At 71.3% G+C, this 16,982-nt stretch carries 17 protein-coding genes and 2 pseudogenes; 11 read left to right on the forward strand and 8 right to left on the reverse strand.

Annotation, left to right across the window (positions count from 1 at the left end; translation table 11 throughout):
- Positions 1-77: 77 nt before the first annotated feature.
- The 7 genes from ER308_RS04040 to ER308_RS04070 all read left to right on the forward strand — a co-directional run bounded on the left by ER308_RS04040 (position 78) and on the right by ER308_RS04070 (position 7,031).
- Complete coding sequence (locus ER308_RS04040) at positions 78-1,154, forward strand: ABC transporter substrate-binding protein (protein ID WP_131153797.1); 1,077 nt, start codon at positions 78-80, stop codon at positions 1,152-1,154.
- The gene (locus ER308_RS04045) at positions 1,151-2,041 is read left to right on the forward strand and encodes an ABC transporter permease (protein WP_131153798.1); all 891 of its coding nucleotides are present in this window, start codon (positions 1,151-1,153) and stop codon (positions 2,039-2,041) included. Before ER308_RS04040 ends, ER308_RS04045 begins: the two co-directional genes overlap by 4 nt.
- A complete protein-coding gene (locus ER308_RS04050) occupies positions 2,038-2,862 on the forward strand; it encodes an ABC transporter ATP-binding protein (RefSeq protein ID WP_205745889.1) in 825 nt (274 codons plus the stop codon). Before ER308_RS04045 ends, ER308_RS04050 begins: the two co-directional genes overlap by 4 nt.
- Before the next feature lie 178 nt (positions 2,863-3,040).
- Complete coding sequence (locus tag ER308_RS04055) at positions 3,041-4,210, forward strand: Gfo/Idh/MocA family protein (RefSeq protein ID WP_131153799.1); 1,170 nt, start codon at positions 3,041-3,043, stop codon at positions 4,208-4,210.
- A complete protein-coding gene (locus ER308_RS04060) occupies positions 4,207-5,367 on the forward strand; it encodes a dihydrodipicolinate synthase family protein (RefSeq protein WP_131153800.1) in 1,161 nt (386 codons plus the stop codon). Before ER308_RS04055 ends, ER308_RS04060 begins: the two co-directional genes overlap by 4 nt.
- 35 nt (positions 5,368-5,402) lie before the next feature.
- Complete coding sequence (locus ER308_RS04065) at positions 5,403-6,254, forward strand: sugar phosphate isomerase/epimerase family protein (protein WP_131156893.1); 852 nt, start codon at positions 5,403-5,405, stop codon at positions 6,252-6,254.
- Between the two features lie 462 nt (positions 6,255-6,716).
- A complete protein-coding gene (locus tag ER308_RS04070) occupies positions 6,717-7,031 on the forward strand; it encodes a hypothetical protein (protein WP_131153801.1) in 315 nt (104 codons plus the stop codon).
- Positions 7,032-7,068: 37 nt separating this feature from the next.
- Here the strand turns inward: ER308_RS04070 and ER308_RS04075 are convergent, their stop codons facing one another.
- The 5 genes and pseudogenes from ER308_RS04075 to ER308_RS04095 form a co-directional block, all read right to left on the reverse strand.
- A complete protein-coding gene (locus ER308_RS04075; RefSeq protein ID WP_131153802.1) occupies positions 7,069-7,608 on the reverse strand; it encodes a dihydrofolate reductase family protein in 540 nt (179 codons plus the stop codon).
- Positions 7,605-8,539: pseudogene (locus ER308_RS23065) on the reverse strand (helix-turn-helix domain-containing protein). The gene ER308_RS04075 and the pseudogene ER308_RS23065 overlap by 4 nt, the downstream one beginning before the upstream one ends.
- 149 nt (positions 8,540-8,688) lie before the next feature.
- On the reverse strand, positions 8,689-9,144 hold the full coding sequence (locus ER308_RS04085; protein ID WP_131153803.1) for a DUF6069 family protein: 456 nt from the start codon (positions 9,142-9,144) through the stop codon (positions 8,689-8,691).
- Between the two features lie 185 nt (positions 9,145-9,329).
- Positions 9,330-9,587: a 2TM domain-containing protein gene (locus ER308_RS04090; RefSeq protein ID WP_165491805.1), complete on the reverse strand. Its 258-nt coding sequence runs from the start codon at positions 9,585-9,587 to the stop codon at positions 9,330-9,332.
- A complete protein-coding gene (locus ER308_RS04095) occupies positions 9,577-10,203 on the reverse strand; it encodes a PadR family transcriptional regulator (protein WP_131153805.1) in 627 nt (208 codons plus the stop codon). Before ER308_RS04095 ends, ER308_RS04090 begins: the two co-directional genes overlap by 11 nt.
- A gap of 353 nt (positions 10,204-10,556) precedes the next feature.
- Between ER308_RS04095 and ER308_RS04100 the strand changes: the two genes are divergently transcribed.
- From ER308_RS04100 to ER308_RS04115, 4 genes are all read left to right on the forward strand, one after another.
- Positions 10,557-11,201, forward strand: coding sequence for a TetR/AcrR family transcriptional regulator (locus tag ER308_RS04100; RefSeq protein ID WP_131153806.1), 645 nt, complete (start codon positions 10,557-10,559; stop codon positions 11,199-11,201).
- A 105-nt stretch (positions 11,202-11,306) separates the two neighbouring features.
- Positions 11,307-12,353 (forward strand): ABC transporter ATP-binding protein, encoded by a 1,047-nt coding sequence (locus tag ER308_RS04105; protein WP_131153807.1) that lies wholly within the window; start codon positions 11,307-11,309, stop codon positions 12,351-12,353.
- The gene (locus tag ER308_RS04110; RefSeq protein ID WP_131153808.1) at positions 12,350-13,471 is read left to right on the forward strand and encodes an ABC transporter permease; all 1,122 of its coding nucleotides are present in this window, start codon (positions 12,350-12,352) and stop codon (positions 13,469-13,471) included. Before ER308_RS04105 ends, ER308_RS04110 begins: the two co-directional genes overlap by 4 nt.
- A gap of 10 nt (positions 13,472-13,481) precedes the next feature.
- Positions 13,482-14,591 (forward strand): ABC transporter permease, encoded by a 1,110-nt coding sequence (locus ER308_RS04115; RefSeq protein WP_131153809.1) that lies wholly within the window; start codon positions 13,482-13,484, stop codon positions 14,589-14,591.
- 76 nt (positions 14,592-14,667) lie between these two features.
- On the opposite strand, the gene ER308_RS04120 is transcribed toward ER308_RS04115, so the two are convergent.
- The 3 genes and pseudogenes from ER308_RS04120 to ER308_RS22690 all read right to left on the reverse strand — a co-directional run.
- A complete protein-coding gene (locus ER308_RS04120; protein ID WP_131153810.1) occupies positions 14,668-15,162 on the reverse strand; it encodes a hypothetical protein in 495 nt (164 codons plus the stop codon).
- Between the two features lie 37 nt (positions 15,163-15,199).
- Positions 15,200-16,291, reverse strand: a complete 1,092-nt coding sequence (locus tag ER308_RS04125) for an ABC transporter permease (protein WP_131153811.1) — start codon at positions 16,289-16,291, stop codon at positions 15,200-15,202.
- 154 nt (positions 16,292-16,445) lie between these two features.
- Positions 16,446-16,760, reverse strand: a pseudogene (locus ER308_RS22690) (ATP-binding cassette domain-containing protein); the annotation flags it as partial.
- Between the last annotated feature and the right edge of the window lie 222 nt (positions 16,761-16,982).

Here is a 16,982-nt window from a genome sequence, read left to right on the forward strand (position 1 = left end):
AAAAGGTTGGTCAACGCGGTGCCGCGCAGCGCCCGGCCCGCCGCGGACGAAGGGCTCGAGCCGACAAGGAGGCGAAGATGCAGCGCTCCCGCAGACAAGCCCTCCTGGCGACCCTCCTGGGTCTCCTCGCGATGATGCTCGTGGCATGTGCGGAGGACGCCGGCGACGAGGTGGGAGCCGACGCCGACCCCGACGACGCCGAGGCTGACGACGCTCCCGACGACGCTCCCGACGACGCCGATGCGACGGAGGGCGAGCTCACCGAGGTCGAGCTCGTGGCCTTCGAGCCACCCTCCCTGGGTGCGTTCCTGCCGGCGGTCATCGAGGCGCAGGGCTTCGACGAGCAGCACGGCCTAGACCTCGACTTCGTGGAGCGCCCCCCGGGGCCCTACAACACCGAGTTCGGCGCCGGGCAGTTCGACGTCGGGGCGAGCGGCTCGCTGATGAGCGAGGCCGTGCGCGTGACCGAAGGCGTCGATGTCGTCTACCTGTTCAACGTCTTCGACTACTGGGCGACGGTCGTGGCCACCACCGACGAGATCCAGGAGCTGCCCGACATCGAGGGCGGCACGCTGGCCGGAGCGACGGTCGCGACGAGTTGGGCGATGTTCGAGTGGTTCGCCCAGGAGGAGGGCCTCGACCTCGACGAGACCGAGGTCCAGGACGTCGACACCGGTGGGCTGGGGACCCAGGCCCAGACCGGCCGCAGCGACGCGGTGCAGATGTGGGAGCCAGGCTTCACGACGCTCATGGCCGACGACCCGGAGGGTGTGCACGAGGTCGGCATCCCGATCGAGCTCTGGGAGGAGGAGTTCGGCTTCGACGAGATCCCCTACCTCGGTGTCGCCGCCCACCAGGACTGGGTCGACGAGAACGAGGAGATCATCCCCGACCTGCGCGCGGTCTACGAGGACGCGGCCGACTGGAGCCTCGACAACCCCGCGGAGGCGGCCGAGATCATCGCCGACACGATCGAAGGCGGTGACGCCGAGGCGCTCACGGGCCTCCTCGAGGACAACGACCGGCTCGGGCTCAACGTCCAGCCCGCCCACGAGGTCGCCGACGGCATCCGCGCGGTCTTCGACGCGGGCGTCGAGATCGGCTACTTCGAGGAGCCGCCGTCCGACGACGTCATCTACGAGGGGGCCGAATGAGCCTCGACGCGGCCTCGGGCACGCTCGCCTCCCCGCGGACGTGGTGGCAGCGGGTGCGCAACGGCGCACCCGTCGAGGCCGTGGCCTCGGTGGGTGCCCTGCTGGTGGCGTGGGTGATCGTCGCCGAATTCACCCCGCCGTACATCCTCCCGCAGATCACCGTCGTACTCGCCGACGTGCGCAACATCCTCTTCGAGCTCGAGTCCCTGGACCACGTGGTGCGGACGCTGGTCCGCATCCTCGCGGGGCTCGCTGCCGCGTTCGTCATCGGCACGGGCCTGGGGCTAGCGATGGGGCGGCTGCGCCGCCTCGACCGCGCGCTCATGCCCCCGTTGCAGATGATCCAGGGCATTCCGTCCTTGAGTTGGGTGATCATCGCCATCATCTGGTTCCAGACCGTCGAGCTGAGGATCTGGTTCATCGTGCTGATGGTCACGCTGCCGGGGTTCGTGTTCCAAGCGCTCGACTCGTACCGCGCTGTGCCCCGGGAGCTGCGGGACATGGCACGCTCGCTGCGGCCGCGCCGCCTGGACCTGTTCCGGACGGTGACGTTGCCGGCGATCGTGCCCGACCTGCTCACCGCGTGGAAGGTCAACCTCGGTCTCGGCACCCGCGTCGTGCTCGTGGCCGAGCTGGTCGGCGCTGCGATCGGCGTCGGCTACCAGCTGCGCACGAGCGAGCAGATGTTCGACATGTCCGGGGTCATGGCGTGGACCGCCGTGCTCGTGCTGTTCGTCCTGCTGGTGCAGAGCGTGATCTCGCGCATCGAGCGTCACCTGTTGCGATACCGCCAGCAGGGTGAGGACCAGCAAGCAGCACCACCGCCGGAGCAGACCCAGCAGCCGGCGGCAGTCAGCGGCGAGGGCGCTGGGGGTGCCGATCGATGACCGAGCTCACACGTGAGGGAGACGTGATGCCCCAGAACGCCACTCCGGCCGGGGGCGACGCCGCGCCCGCGGACACCGTCATCGCGTTCGAGGGCGCGGAGAAGCGGTTCCCCTCCAAGGAGGGCGCGCCGGTCACCGCGCTCAAGGGATTGGACCTCAGCGTCGCGTCCGGCGAGATGGTCGCCATCGTCGGCCAGACCGGGTGTGGCAAGTCCACGGCGTTCAACCTGCTGCTCGGCTTGTACGAGCCGACCTCCGGGCGAGTGACCGTCGCGGGCTGCAACCCCTACGCGCAGTTCCAGGACCTCAAGGGCCGTATCGCGGTCGTGTTCCAGGATGACCGCCTCCTGCCGTGGCGAACCGCCGAGCAGAACGTCGCGCTCGGCCTCGAGTACCAGGGGCTCGGTAAGTCCGAGCGCCTGGAGATCGCTCGCACGTGGCTGGGTCGGCTCGGCCTCGAGGGCCGGGAGAGCGCGTACCCGCACCAGCTGTCAGGCGGGATGCGCCAGCGCGTGGGCATCGCGCGCTGTTTCGCGTTGAACCCCGACATCATCCTGTGCGACGAGTCGTTCAGCCGCCTCGACGAGTTGACCGCCGAGCGCCTACGCGGCGAGTTCGTGAACCTGGTCAAGGACGAGGGAAAGACCGGCGTGTTCATCACCCACTCGATCGAGGAGGCGCTGTCCATCGGCGACCGCGTCGTGGTGTTCCGCGCACCGGGGCACGTGGCCGCCGAGTTCACCATCCCGGCAGGACTCGAGTCCGCTGAGCTCGGCAGCTACCGCCAGCGGATCCGCGAGGCGATGGCAACCGCGCCCTGACCCCACACGGCGCCCCGTGCCGCCCTCACGACGGGCTTCCCCGACCCAGCCGCCGTTCAGGGCCGCGGGGAGTGGAGCCAGCCCTCAGGCAGGGACCTCAGGCGGGGATCGGGGTCAGGAACCAGCACACGAACGCTCGTCGGCGCCCGTGGGCCCGAGAGAGGAACCGAGGTGAGCAATGGCAGAGCAAGTACTGGGTGTGGTCATGAACGGGGTGACCGGACGGATGGGGTACCGCCAGCACCTCGTGCGGTCGGTGCTCGCGATCCGCGAGCAAGGCGGCGTGCAGCTGTCGGACGGGCGGCGCGTCCAGCTCGAGCCGATCCTCGTGGGGCGACGCGAGGCCAAGCTCCGCGAGCTCGCCGCCGAGCACGGCCTCCAGCGGTGGACCACCGACCTCGACGAGGCGCTGCGGATCGCCCCGACCATCGGTGACGGTGACCCGGCGGTCTACTTCGACGCCCAGGTGACCCAGGCGCGGCAGCCGGCGATCCTGGCCGCCCTCGACGCCGGCTTGCACGTCTACACCGAGAAGCCGATCGCCGAGACGGTCGAGGGTTCGGTCGAGCTCGCGCGCGCGGCCCGCAAGGCCGGGGTCACGCACGGGGTGGTCCACGACAAGCTCTACCTGCCGGGGCTCACGAAGCTTTCCCGCGTGGTCGACAGCGGCTTCTTCGGGCGCGTGCTGTCGGTGCGGGGGGAGTTCGGCTACTGGGTGTTCGAGGGCGACTGGCAGCCCGCGCAGCGCCCGAGCTGGAACTACCGCGCCGAGGACGGCGGCGGCGTCGTCGTCGACATGTTCCCACACTGGAGTTACGTCCTCGAGAACCTCATCGGGCGGGTCGAGGCGGTCACCGCGAAGGCCGTGACGCACATCCCCGAGCGCTGGGACGAGCAGGGCCGCCGCTACACCGCCTCGGCCGACGACGCCGCCTACGCGATCCTCGAGCTCGAGGGCGGGGTGATCGCCCAGATCAACTCGTCCTGGGCGGTTCGTCTCTACCGTGACGAGCTGGTCGAGTTCCAGGTCGACGGGGTGCACGGCAGCGCGGTCGCCGGGCTGTTCGGATGCCGCACCCAGGATCGGGCCAACACGCCCAAGCCGGTGTGGGACCCCGACGTGCCGACGTCGCACCGCTTCCGCGACCAGTGGCTCGACGTCCCTGACAACACGGCCTTCGACAACGGGTTCAAGCAGCAGTGGGAGGCCTTCGTCCGCGACGTCGCCGACGGCGCTGCGCATCAGTACGACTTCGTCTCCGGCGTACGCGGCAACCAACTGGCCGCCGCGGGCCTGGCGTCGTCGCGTGAGGGCAGCCGCGTTGCCCTGGAGGAGATCCACCCATGAGCACCAGTGTCCGCCTGCGCCGACCCGACGGCTCGACGTACGTGCGCGAGCTGCACGACCCCCCGGTCTGGCCGCAGCCGACGCGGCCGATCGCCAGTCGCGTCGCGTATGCGGCGGTTCCGGTCATGGCCGCGCCCGCCGGCGCCAACGCCCTCGGCGCCACCGCCGAGCTCGACTGGGAGGCCACGCTCGCGGTCCGCCGCGAGATCTGGGCCTACGGGCTCGGTGTCGCCGAGGCGATGGACACCGCCCAACGCGGCATGGGCTTGGACTGGGCCACCACCGAGGAGCTGATCCGCCGCAGCAGCGCCGAGGCCGCGGCGGTGGGTGGTCGGATCGCGGCCGGGGCGGGCACCGACCACCTCAGCGGCGCCGCGACGGTGGGTGAGGTCGTCGCCGGCTACGAGCACCAACTCGAGGTCGTCGAGCGGGCCGGCGCCCGGCCCATCCTCATGGCCAGCCGCCACCTCGCCGCGCTCGCCCGAGGTCCGGGCGACTACGCCGAGGTGTACGGCAAGCTGCTGGCCCAGGTACGGCGCCCGGCCATTCTGCACTGGCTCGGGGCGCCATTCGATCCAGCTCTGGCGGGCTACTGGGGCAGCGCGGACCTCGACGAGGCCTCCGAGGCCTTCCTCGAGATCGTCAACGCCCACGCCGACGTCGTCGAGGGTGTGAAGATCTCGTTGCTCGACGCCGATCGCGAGGTCGCCCTGCGGGAACGGCTACCGGCGGGCGTGGCGATGTACACCGGCGACGACTTCAACTACCCGACGCTCATCCGAGGCGACCAGCGCAGCTACAGCGACGCGCTGTTGGGGATCTTCGCCGGGATCGCCCCCGCGGCGTCGGCGGCGCTGCAGGCGCTCGACGCAGGCGACGTCGAGGGGTTCGACGCCGCGTTCGCGCCGACGGTGCCGTTGGCCCGCCACGTGTTCGCCTCGCCCACCTACTACTACAAGACCGGCTTGGGCTTCCTCGCGTGGCTTCGGGGCCAGCAACCGGGGTTCACGATGGTCGGCGGCCTGCAGGGAGGGCGGAGCGTCCCCCACCTCGTCCGCGTCCTGGAGCTCGCCGACGAGGCCGGGTTGCTGCCTGACCCCGAGCTCGCCGCGGCGCGGATGGGTGCCTTCCTCGACGTCGCCGGGGTGAGCCGGTGACCGCGGTGGACGTGCCCTCCGGGGTGCTGGCGAGCATGACGACGCCTGCGCCGGGGTCCCCGGAGCTGGCGCGGCTGTCGCTGAACCAGAAGACGACACAGCGCTGGAGCGTCCCCGAGGCGGTCGAAGGCTGCGTGCAACGCGGCATCCCCGCCATCGGCCTGTGGCGCGAGCACGTGGCCGCGACCGGGGTGGAGGCGAGTGCTCGGGCCGTCCGCGAGGCGGGTCTGCGCGTGTCGTCGCTGTGTCGCGGCGGATTCCTGACCGCCGATGACGACACCGCGCGTCGCGAGGCGCTCGACGACAACCGGCGCGCCATCGAGGAGGCCGCGACCCTCGGCGCGGAGTGTCTCGTGCTCGTCGTCGGCGGGCTCCCGAAGGGGTCGCGTGACCTCGACGGTGCCCGCGAGCGGGTCCGCGCCAGCCTCGAGGTCCTCGCGCCCGCGGCCGCCGACCACGGCGTGCGGCTGGCGCTGGAGCCGCTGCACCCGATGTACTGCGCCGACCGGGCGGTGCTGTCGACGCTCGGCCAGGCGTTGGACTTCGCCGAGCCCTACCCCCCCGACGTCGTGGGCGTGGCGGTGGACACGTTCCACATCTGGTGGGACCCGGACGTGCGCGCGCAGATCCTGCGCGCGGGTCCGCGGATCGCGACCTTCCAGGTCTGCGACTGGCTGACACCGCTGCCCTGCGACGTGCTCATGGGCCGGGGGATGATGGGCGACGGCCACATCGACTTCGCGCCGCTGCGCGACGCGGTCGCTGCGGCCGGCTACACCGGTGACATCGAGGTCGAGATCTTCAACGACGACGTGTGGGACGCCGACCCCCACGCCGTGCTGGACACCACGGCGCGGCGCTACGTCGAACGGGTCCTGCGCGCGTGATTGTGCGGAGGAGGTGAGCGACGCCGCCGACGCGGGCGAGACCGCACGCTGAGAGCCTCACCGGGCGATCTCGATGACGAGGTTACCGACGTGCTCTCGGCGCGCGAGGGCGTCCTGGGCATCGGCGATCTGCTCGAGTGCGTAGGTGGCGGCGACGACCGCGGTGAGGTCACCGGCCGGACCGCCTCGACGACGGCGGCGAACTCCTCCCGAGTGCCAGTGGTGGCGCCGATGAGCTCGAGCTCGTCGAGGTACAGCGTGCGCAGGTCGAGTTGGATGGCCTGGTGGCGGGGTTGTCCGCCTACGCCCAGCGCACGCCGGCCCCGCCTCGCACCGGGGCCTGCCGCTGCCCGGACTGCCGCTGGTGCTCAGCTGGGAGGGGGGCGATTTCGGTTCGCTGGTCGGCGAGGTCGAGGCATCGTCGCCGGCATCCAGCTGGGCGACGCCTCGTGGGTGGCCTCGATGCTCGGCGCTGGACTCGCCCTCGTTCCCGCCATGTGGCTCATCGTTGGCGTCACCGTGGCGCTGTACGGGCTGGCTCCTCGCCTCGCCCCCCTCGGCTGGGCCATCTTCGGCTACGCCGCCCTCGTCACCTTCATGGGAGACGCGCTCGACCTGCCCGACGGTGCCCGGGCCCTCTCCCCCTTCCATCACGTACCAGAGCTGCCCGGCGGCGACGTCGACGCCACCGCGCTGCTCGTCCTCACGACGATCGCAGCCGTCCTGGTCCTGCTCGGCCGAGCCACCCTGCGACGGCGCGACGTCAACGTCACCTAGGACGCCGCTTCGATCTCCGCCGCGGCGTTCGAGTCGGTCAGTGCGACCCCCGTGGCGGACCGACGGAGTAGCGCGCGCACGCGAAGGCCTTGTTCTGCGCCAGCTCCTCGAGCCGCAGGTCGAGCCGGCGCGGCAAAAGCGGCGCGCCGCGCCCCAGCGTCACCGGCGCGACGTAGGTGATGATTTCGTCGAGCAGGCCGGTGTCGGCGAACTGGCCGGCCAGATCACCGCCACCGACGATCCACAGGTTCTTGTCGCCGGCGGCGGCGGTCATCTCGTCGTGAACGGCCCGGACATCGCCGCGGGCGAACCGCACGTCCCCGTCGACCTGCGGCAGGTCCCGGCTGGTCATCACCCATGCTGGTAGCTGGAACGGCCACGTCCCGTTCTCGTGTCGCACGACCCACTCGTACGTCGCCGACCCCATCACCAGGGCGCCGATGCGGGCGAAGAATTCGTCGTAGTTCAGCGGGCCGGCCTCGTCCTGGTCCTGACGGAGCAGCCACTCCAGCGAGTGGTGCTCGTCGGCGATGAACCCGTCGAGGCTCGTGGCGGTGTAGTACGTCGTGAGGCTCATGTCGTCTCTCCTCGCTGGGCGCGCAGCCACATGATCGGATCGCCGTCGTCGACGTCGCGGCCGGCGGCGTCGAGCATCCGCCGCACCACCTGACGTCGGTGGGCCGAGTAGGTCAGGACGTGGGCGATGACGCTGCTCATCACGAAGCTCTCCGGGGGATCGCAGAGCGCGTCGATGAGCCGGTCGTTCCAGGCGCCGCGACGGTCGATGTCGCGGACGGTCTCCAGCCACCGCGGCGCGACCGCCTCGTGGCGTTCGAGCAAGCGAGCGGCATCCGGGGCGTCTGCCCGTGACGGCATGTCGAGGCCCTCGATGGAGGCGAGCCACACCTCCTTGGCGAAGACCAGGTGCTCCAGCACCGCTGCGATCGACTCCTCCGGGCCGTCCCACGACAGCACGGTCGTCCCCGGCTGGCGGATGGCACGAAGATCCTCGTCGGTCAGCCCCTTGGCGAGCTCCAGCAGCGCCCGAGTGTCCTCGAGATCGTGGGCCACCATCTGCAGAGCGAGCGGGTTCATCGGCTGCTCCTCGGCGTGCACCCACAGCGACGTGGGCGGGTGGAAGTGGATGCCGTTCGGGGCAGGCAGCCAGTGGCTGGTCCCCGGCGGGCTGGACGGTGAGCGGCCAACGCCCGGGTGAACGCACGGCTGAACCCCTCCACCGACTCGTAGCCGGCCGCCCAGGCCGCATCCGTCACCGACATGTCACGCGCGAGCTGCCAGCCGGCCCGCTCCAGCAACACCCGCCGGCGCATCGTGATCGGTGGCTCCCCCGTGGCGCGCGAGAGCAGCCGGCTGAAGTGGTACGGCGAGCTGAAGGCGCCCTCCGCCAAGTCATCGAGCCGCCGGTGAGCCCCGTCGGCTGGACCCTCGGTGTCCTGGAGCACTGCGTCGAGCAGCTCCCGCAGGCGGTCACGTCCGTTCGTACCCATGCCGGCAGTGTGGCCGGATCTCCGCAGGACCGCCCGACCGTTCTTGCTCTCCGCGACAGGGTTCCCGCCCTGGGAGCCAGGTGCGTCCGCCGAAGCGGTGTAGCACCTCACCTCGGGATGCGATAGCGGAGATCGTGCCCGACGAGAACCTACGACGGCGCGTGTCGGAGCATCTGCACCCCCATGGCCGCAAGCACGAAGGCGGCCCCAGTCGTCACGTGCATCGTCGCCAGGAGCACACCGGTTCCGGTGTCGTGTCCGCCGTCCAGCGGTCCGACGGCCGACACCACGGCGAACACGCCCGCCACAACCGCCAGCACCGCGACCCACCGGCGCGACCACCGAGCAGCCAGCGCCAGCAACGCCGCGCCGACAGCGAAAGGGACCAGCGTCGTCAGGATCACCTTGATGACGCCCACCTCCAGGTTCGGTTCGCCCAGGCCCGGGTCCACGACGAAGCTGGCCCCCGCCACGCGTCCGATCCCCCACAGCGCCACGTTGACCACGGTCGCGGCGACGGCGCCGACCGTGGCGGCTCGGATCACCGCCCGTTTGCGCGGAGCTATGGTCGTCGGTGACGGAGTGGTCGTCGAGACAGTGTGCATGGGCTCCTCCAGGCAGGCGCGGCGGACCGTCACCAGTCGTGTTTGACACCCCTTCTCCACATACGACACCGCGTGCCGCGGGAATGTGACACCGTCCGAGCGGTCGACCAGCTCCAGAGTTCGGTGGCCCCCTCAGACGACATGGACGAGCTTGTCGGGGTGTCGGACGGGGAGTACGCGGATGGTCACACCGACTTGGATCGTTGGACGCGTTGCAACTCCCGTTCGATCATGTGCTGCTGCAGTCTTGTCCCGGAAGCGCTGACGAACCCGGTGTGGGCGAGAAGGCCGATGCCCCATCCCCAGAAGTGGCCGGCTGCGGGCTCGAAGCCGGACTGGGAGAACAAGATCGCGTTGACCGTCAGGAAGGCCAGCGTGTGGACCGCCAAGCCGGCCTTCTGTCGGACGCGACGTTCGGCTGCCTCGTACTGTTCATCGGGCATGGTGCTCATCCTCTCGCTTGAGGTCGGTCTTCATCGGTGCGTCGTTATGGGTTTCGATGGTGGGCATCTCGCCGGTGTCATCCAGCGTCTCGACGTCACGCCAGAAGGCCAGTGACACGCGCCGGTAGCGCCGACCCATCTCGAGGGCGGCGCGGTTGAAGCGCGTGGCACCGGTCGGGGCGAGGTGCTGGGCCAGCCCTTCGTAGTGCTCGATCCACTCGCGGTGAATCTCCTGTTGGCGCCGAGCCAGCACGCGAAGTTCGTCGTCACCGGCCTCGGCAGCGAACGCGAGTTTGAGCAGTCCTTCGTCGCGCAGCTCGACCGGTGGGGTTTCTGGGTCGGCGAGCCATGAGCGCAGGGTGCTCCGGCCCGTCTCGGTGAGCCGGAACACGCGCCGGCGTCGGCCCCCCTCTTCTTGCTCCTCCTCCAACAGCCCGCGCTCGGCGAGCTTCTGCGGCTCGGCATAGAGCTGCGAGTGCGGGAACGACCAGAAGTTGCCGATCGAGGCCTGTGCGGCTTGCTTCATGTCGTAGCTCGTGGCCTCGCCCATGAGGGCGACTAGACCGAGCACCGCTACTCCCGTGGCGCTCAGTTCCTGCGGCTCCGTGGTTGACATGACCCTAAGCATACCATGCGAACTGGACCATCCAGGTAGGACCATACGTTGCGGACGGCTCCTCCGGGTCCTGACGTGCCGCCTTCGCGCGCCCGCGCACCACGACGCGCACCCTTCGGTGACCACCGGGCTCGACGGGCGCCACGGCGAGGAAGGGCCAGCCGGATCGCCGGAGCCTGCAGCCTCGAATAGGCTTGAAGTCGGCCAATGAGCTGAGGAGGTCGTCGTGGGCGGGCCGAGCGGTTGAGCATCAGCGAGGTGGTCGTCGCACTCCTCGACGGCTCCGCCGAGGCTCGCCGTTGGCAGCAGACTGCAGCCGTCCACGAGAGCGTCCGAAGCCGGCAGGAGGGCTGATGGCCGAGTACGCGGGCGCGAACGGGCGCACGGCGCGCTCACGGGAGAAGGCCGCGCAGATCCGCGCCGCGGCCCGGCGGCTGTTCCTCGCCAACGGGGTGTCGGCGACGAGCATGAACGCGATCACCGCCGAGGCAGGTGTGTCGAAGCAGACGGTGTACGCGTACTTCCCGAGCAAGGAGGCGCTGCTCGAGGACGTCCTCGCCGAGCTCGTCGGTCGCCGTGCTGAGCAGTGGCAAGCCCTTCACGGCGATGGCGCGCCGCTCACGTCCACGGACGAGCTACGCGGCGAGCTGACGAGCCTGGCCGAGGTCATCGTCGAGGCCCTGCTGCAACCCGACTACGTCGGAACCGTGCGGATCGTCATCACCGAGGCGGCACGAGACCCCGCGCTGGGCGAGCGCTTCGCCAACGCCGTGGCCCGCCCGGTGCTGGCGGCGGTCGCCGCGACGCTGCGCCGCGGACAAGAGGGCGGCGCGGTCCGTGCCGAGGTGAGCGAGGACGCCCCACGGCTGCTCGTCGGCGCCCTCCTCACCTTCGTGCTGCTCGAGGGGCTCCTGCGCCCCGACCTGCTCGAGCGTCCACCTCGAGCGCGCATCGACGCGCTCGTGGGCGACTTTCTGCGCGGCATCGCCTCGCCCTGAACGTCGACCGCGACCGTGGGACGCCCGCCCATCAGTGGCATCCACCCCTTGTGTCAAACCGTACGGTATGGTTTGATTCAGCCAGTGGAGTGGATCGGAGAGGGCATGGCAGCCGAGAACGCGGCGATCTGGGCCGATGAGGCCGAGGTGGTGTTCCGACGCCGTGGCCGTCCGCCGGTGTGCGCGGTCTCCGGTCTTGGCCTGGACGTGCCGGCCGGGACGGTGTTCTGCCTGCTGGGGCCAAACGGCTCGGGCAAGACCACGGTGGTCAACTTGCTCGTCGGTCTGCTGCGGCCAACGCGCGGGGCCGTGGCGGTGGCGGGGATGGACCCTCATCGGCAGCGCCGCGAAGTGCTGCGGCGCGTGGCCGTAGTGCCGCAGGAGACCGCGCTGTACGAGGAGCTGACCGGCAGGGAGAACCTCGAGTTCCACGCCCGCTACTACGGAGTCACCAGGGCGGCGGAGCGCCGGCGCATCGACGCGGCCTTGGAGTTGGTCTCGCTCGAAGGCACGGCCGGAGAGCGGGTGGGAACGTACTCGGGCGGGATGCGCCGCCGGCTGCTGCTGGCCCGTGCGCTGCTCACCGACCCGTCGGTGATCGTCCTCGACGAGCCGACCCTGGGCGTCGACGTCCAGTCCCGCCAGGCGATCTGGGAGCGCATCGACGCGCTCGCCGACGAGGGCCGCACGATCCTGCTGACCACCAACCTCATGGAGGAGGCCGAGCGGCTCGGACGTGACCTGCTCGTCATCGACGAGGGACGCCCCGTCGCCGCGGGCACGCCCGGCGAGCTCAAGGCCACCGTCGCGCAGCGCACGGTGCGCCTGCAGGCATCCGACGAGCCCACGGCGGCGAACATCACCGAGCGATTCGCCGGACTGTCGGCTCAACGCAGCGGCATCGAGGTGCGCGTGGCGGTACCCACCGGCGACAGCGTCCCCTCCACCCTGCGAGCGCTCCTCGACGCCGTTGAGTCGGACGGTCACGCCCTGGAGGGCATCGCGGTCGACGAGCCGTCGCTGCACGACGTGTTCCTGCGCGTCACCGGCCGAGCGCTGCGCGACCGCGCCGTCTCCTCGCCGGCACTCCCCGCGGTCGACGCGGGGACGAGCACGGCCCCGCGCGTGGCGGCCGCGGAGGACCAGCGATGATCACCAGCGCTCGTGCGACGTTGGCGATCGCCGGCAAGGATCTGTGCGCTGCCCGCCGACGGCCGCTGTTCCCCGCACTCGTCGTCGTGGTCTCGGCGCTGTTCGTCGGCGTCTACGCCCTCGTGGTCCAGGTCTCGGCCACCACCCCGGCCGCCGTGGCTGACGGCGGCGGCAGCGAGCCGTTGCACGCAGCGCTCGCGGACCTCGACAGCGTCGACGGACCCATGCTCGAGCTGCGCACCAGCGAGCCCGCCCAAGCCCGGCGGCTCTTCGAGGACGGCGCCACCAACGCGCTGCTCGCCCTCCCCGACCTCGGCGAGGCGACCGGAGGGGACGCCCCGGCCACGCTCACCCTCGAAGTGCGCAACCTCAACTCCGACCTCGTCAAGAACGTGGAGCTGCGCGCCGAGCAGGCCGTCCGCGACTACGCCACGGCCCACACGGATGCCGACCTCGTCACCGTCCACGAGACCCCGCAGTTCGACGCCGACATGCGGATCAGCACCTACCTCGGCACCGCCCTACTGCTGTTCGCGGTCATGTTCGCCGCCACGGTCGGCACCGGGGCGCTGACCGCGGCCGAGTGGGAGCAACGCACCGCCAAGGCGGCCGTGCTCTCGCCCGCCGGACCGCTGCCGCTGCTGGCCGGCAAGTGGCTGTCGGGCGCAGCGATCAGCGCCGCGGCGCTCGCGCTCGTGCTGCCCGCCTTGGCGGTCGTGCTCGACTATCCCGTCACCTCGCTCGGGCTCCCCGCCCTGGTGGGGATCGGCGCGCTGTGGTGGTACGGCGCGGGGATCGGCGCGCTGCTGGGGATGCTGCTGCGCCGCTCGCTGCCCCTCGTTCCCGTGTGCGTCGTCATCTCGGTCTTGCACCTGCTCATCAGCGGCTACGAGTCCTACATCCGTGGCTTCGCCCACGACGGCGCCGTCGCCGCGCTGTGGCGCGCGACCCACTGGTGGCCCACCGCCGCGCTCGCGGACCAGATCCGCTTCGACGCCGCCGGCACCGCGGTCGCCGTTGACTGGCTCGCGACGGCAGGAGCGAGCACCGTCGCCACGGCCGCGGCACTGGCCGCCGTCCTGCTGCACCGCCGCCTCGCGTTCACCCACGGCCAGTGAGGAGGCATCCATGACCGTGCTGCGCGCCGTACTCGCCGCGCACCGACGCAACCTTCGACTGGCCCGCCGCGACCCGACGCTGCTGCTGCAAGCCGCCGTCGTCCCCCTCGTCGTCCTCGGCCTGTGCGCGGTGATCTTCGGCGGTGGGGGCGACGACTGGCCAGTCGCGGTCACCGACCACGCGGACACCGAGCGATCCCGGGCGCTGGTGGCAGCAATCGAGGACTCCCGCTCGGGCATCTCCCCCTACTTCGACATCGTCCAGACCAACCCACAGCGCGCCGCCGAGCAGCTCGACGAAGGACGACTGCAGCTACACGTCGAGATCCCCGCCGACTTCGACGCGACACGAGCGATCGACGTCGCGACCTACAACATCAACAGCGACGCGATGAAGAACGCCCGTCTGCGCCTCACCAACGCCCTCAACGCCTACGACGCCGACACCGGCCAGCTGCCGGTCGTCGTCGACCTCGACCGGACCGCCCCCGCAGACGTGCCACGCACCGCCTTCATCGCCGGCAGCGCCGTGCTCCTCGCACTTGCCTTCGGCGCCGCCCTGCTCGCGGCCAACCTCTTCGCCGTCGACGCCGAGGCCCGCACCAGCAAGGAGATCGTGCTCTCACCGCTCGGTCCCGCGTGGGCCGGCGTCGCCGCCGCCCTGTCCGGGATCACCCTCGCTCCCCTGTCGGCGCTACCGACCCTCCTCGCCGCCACCACGGCGTTCGGGCTGTCACCCGCCCCCGACGACGCCGTCCGCGCCGGTGCACTCCTCCCTCCGATCCTGCTCGCCGCCGCCGGCACCGGCGTCGCCGTCGCTGGTCTGCTGCGCCGACACCGCGCCCTACAGCCGGTCATCATCCTCGCCGGCATCGCGAGCTTCTTCGCCGCCGGCGGCCTCGTCGGCGTCGCCGACCTCCCGCCCGCGGCGCGAGCCTTCGCGGCTGTTTGGCCGCCGTCACGCGTCTTCGAGTGGCTCAATCCGGTGATGCACGGGTTCACCGCGCCGATACCACCGACTCAGTGGGCTGCGGGGGGCGCCGCCGCAGTCGCCGGCCTGGCCCTCGCCTCCCTCACCGGCCAGCGGGAGCGTGCCCTGTTCACCCGTCCGCGCCGCTGACCGCACCAGCCCTGGACGGTGGGGCCGCACGCGGCGGGCGTCGCCCGCTGCGCAACCGCGTGAACACCTCCGCCGGCTACCCCGTGGGTGCGGAGCCGACCGGCGCCGTCGCGTCATCGGGCTCGGCTGCGGTGGGGGCGCGACCGGCGACGAGCCGTCGTGCCATCCACCGCGCGGCCGCGATGACGCCAGGCAGCAGGACCACACAGATCAGCGCGCCGATTCCGAGCTCGAGGGCGACATCGCCGAGCGGTGCTCCCTCGACGCCGGCCTCGTACGCGGGGGCCAGGAAGTAGTACGCCGGCATGAGGTAGCCGGGCCGCTGCGGCAGATCCGGCCAGACGAGGCGAGCAGCGCCTGTAGCGTGCCGCGCTCCTTCTCCTCCACCAGACTCGAGGCCGGGACATCCCTCCGGGGATGGCGACGGCGTACATGACCAGCAGCGGCAGCAGCCGCCACGGATCAGCAGCGTGAGCACGATCGGTACCACCAGCGCCCACAGCACGATCGGCGAGCGCGGCCGGAGGCGCAGTTCCTTGCGAAGGACCTGCCAGGCCCGGCGTAGGCTCATCGCTGCCCCCTCTTCTGCCTCGCGTGTGGACCCTGCCTCACGTGCGGGCGACGCGGCGGCCCAGCACCGCGGTGCCGACCACGAACAGGCCGACGCACCACGCGGCGAGCGCGCCGAGGTACGGCCAGGCCTCGGCCCAACCCTCGTCGTAGCCGGCCGTGCGCACGAGCGTCTCGACGAGCCCGTAGCTCGGCAACACCTGCACCCACCACTCCGGCGTGCCGGGGAACAGGACCGCGAACGCGGGAATCGCGAGCGGCACGAAGAGCAACACGCTCCAGAACACCACCCCGACGAAGTCCTGCCCCGTCGAGCCGGCAAGCAGGCCGATGCCAGTGACGAGCAGCGCGCCGAGGGCGAGGACCGTGAGGATGAGCCCCGGCCGGTGGGTGAGCGTGCCGGTCACCAGGGCGATCAGCACCGCCTGACCGAACGCGAGCACGGTGCCGAGCACCGCCTTGGCCGCGAGCACGTCGCTGACGCGCGCCGGTGTGGTGACCAGCGCGGTCGCGGTGCGCTGCGCGAGCTCCACGGCGACGAGGGAGGCCAGCGCGAACATCTCCATCGTGAGGACGATGAAGACGACGAGAGGCCGGAGTTGCTCGCGTAGCGACAGCGGGTCGTCGGCGCGGTCGATGCCGAGGACCATCCCCTCGACCTCGGGGACCTCGACCGGCGGTGCGTCGCCGGCGATGGCGAACGCCACCTCGCGCGCGGCTCCCGCGAGCGCGGGGCGCAGGCCCTCGGGTACCTCCGCACCGACGTACAACTCGACCGTCGTGGGCTCGCCTGCGATGACGGACGCGACGAACCCGTCGGGGAACGCGAGCCCCGCGGCGACGTCCTCGCCCTCGGCGACGGCATCCTCGAGCGCGCCGGCCGAGTCGAACGCTGTGATGGCAAACCCCTCGTCGCCGGCGTCGTCCGCAGCGTCGTCGACGAGCTGCTTGGCGCCGGGCAGGTGGATACCGACCGGCACCGTCGCCTCGACCGTCGCCGGCAGCAGCCAGAACAGCCCGCCGAAGAACACGAGCCCGAGGACCGTGATGAACAGGTAGAACCGGTCCCGGGAGAACAGGCGCAGGTCTTTGCCGACGATCGCGGCGACGATGCGGGCCCGCGCGCGCACGCTGTTCCCTAGCCGAGTCGCCGCCCGGCGAACTCGACGAAGACATCCTCGAGCGTCGCCTCGTCGGTATCCACGGTGAGGAACAGCACATCAGGGCGGTTGAGCAGCGCCCGGGCGACGGTGAGGCGCTGGCGCTCCCCTTGGGGTACTCGTTCACCCGGTCGCCACCACGGCCGGTCAGGCCGACGCGGTCCAGCAGCTCGTCGAGGTCGACGTTGCGCAGGCCGAACAGCCGAGCGAAGAACGCGAGGTTCTCCCGGCCCGAGAGGCCCGGGTACAGGTTCTTCTCCTCGAACACCACGCCGATGCGCGCCTGGATGGCCTCCCGCTGTGCCGGCATGGCCAGCCCAAGGATTTCGATGTCGCCAGCTTGGGGGGTCAGCAAGCCGATGAGCATGCGGATCGTCGTCGACTTCCCCGCCCCGTTCGGTCCGAGCAACCCGAGGATCTCGCCGGGGGCGACCCCCAGGGGACACGCCGTCGGCGGCGACGAGGTCCCCGTAGGCGTAGCGCAAGCCCTCCGCCCGCACCGCCATGTCGAGCGCGTCGGGCAGTCGCAGTCGCGGACTCATCGTACGCCTGACGCCAACCCCCCCGCCCCCGATGCCTTGCCCGACACCGGGTCTCGATGCGCCAGCCCGTCAGGAGGGCCGCGATGACGTGGTCCCGCCGCAGTCGAGCAGCTCCTCAC

This window comes from Egibacter rhizosphaerae (assembly GCF_004322855.1).
Taxonomy (GTDB): Bacteria; Actinomycetota; Nitriliruptoria; order Euzebyales; family Egibacteraceae; genus Egibacter; species Egibacter rhizosphaerae.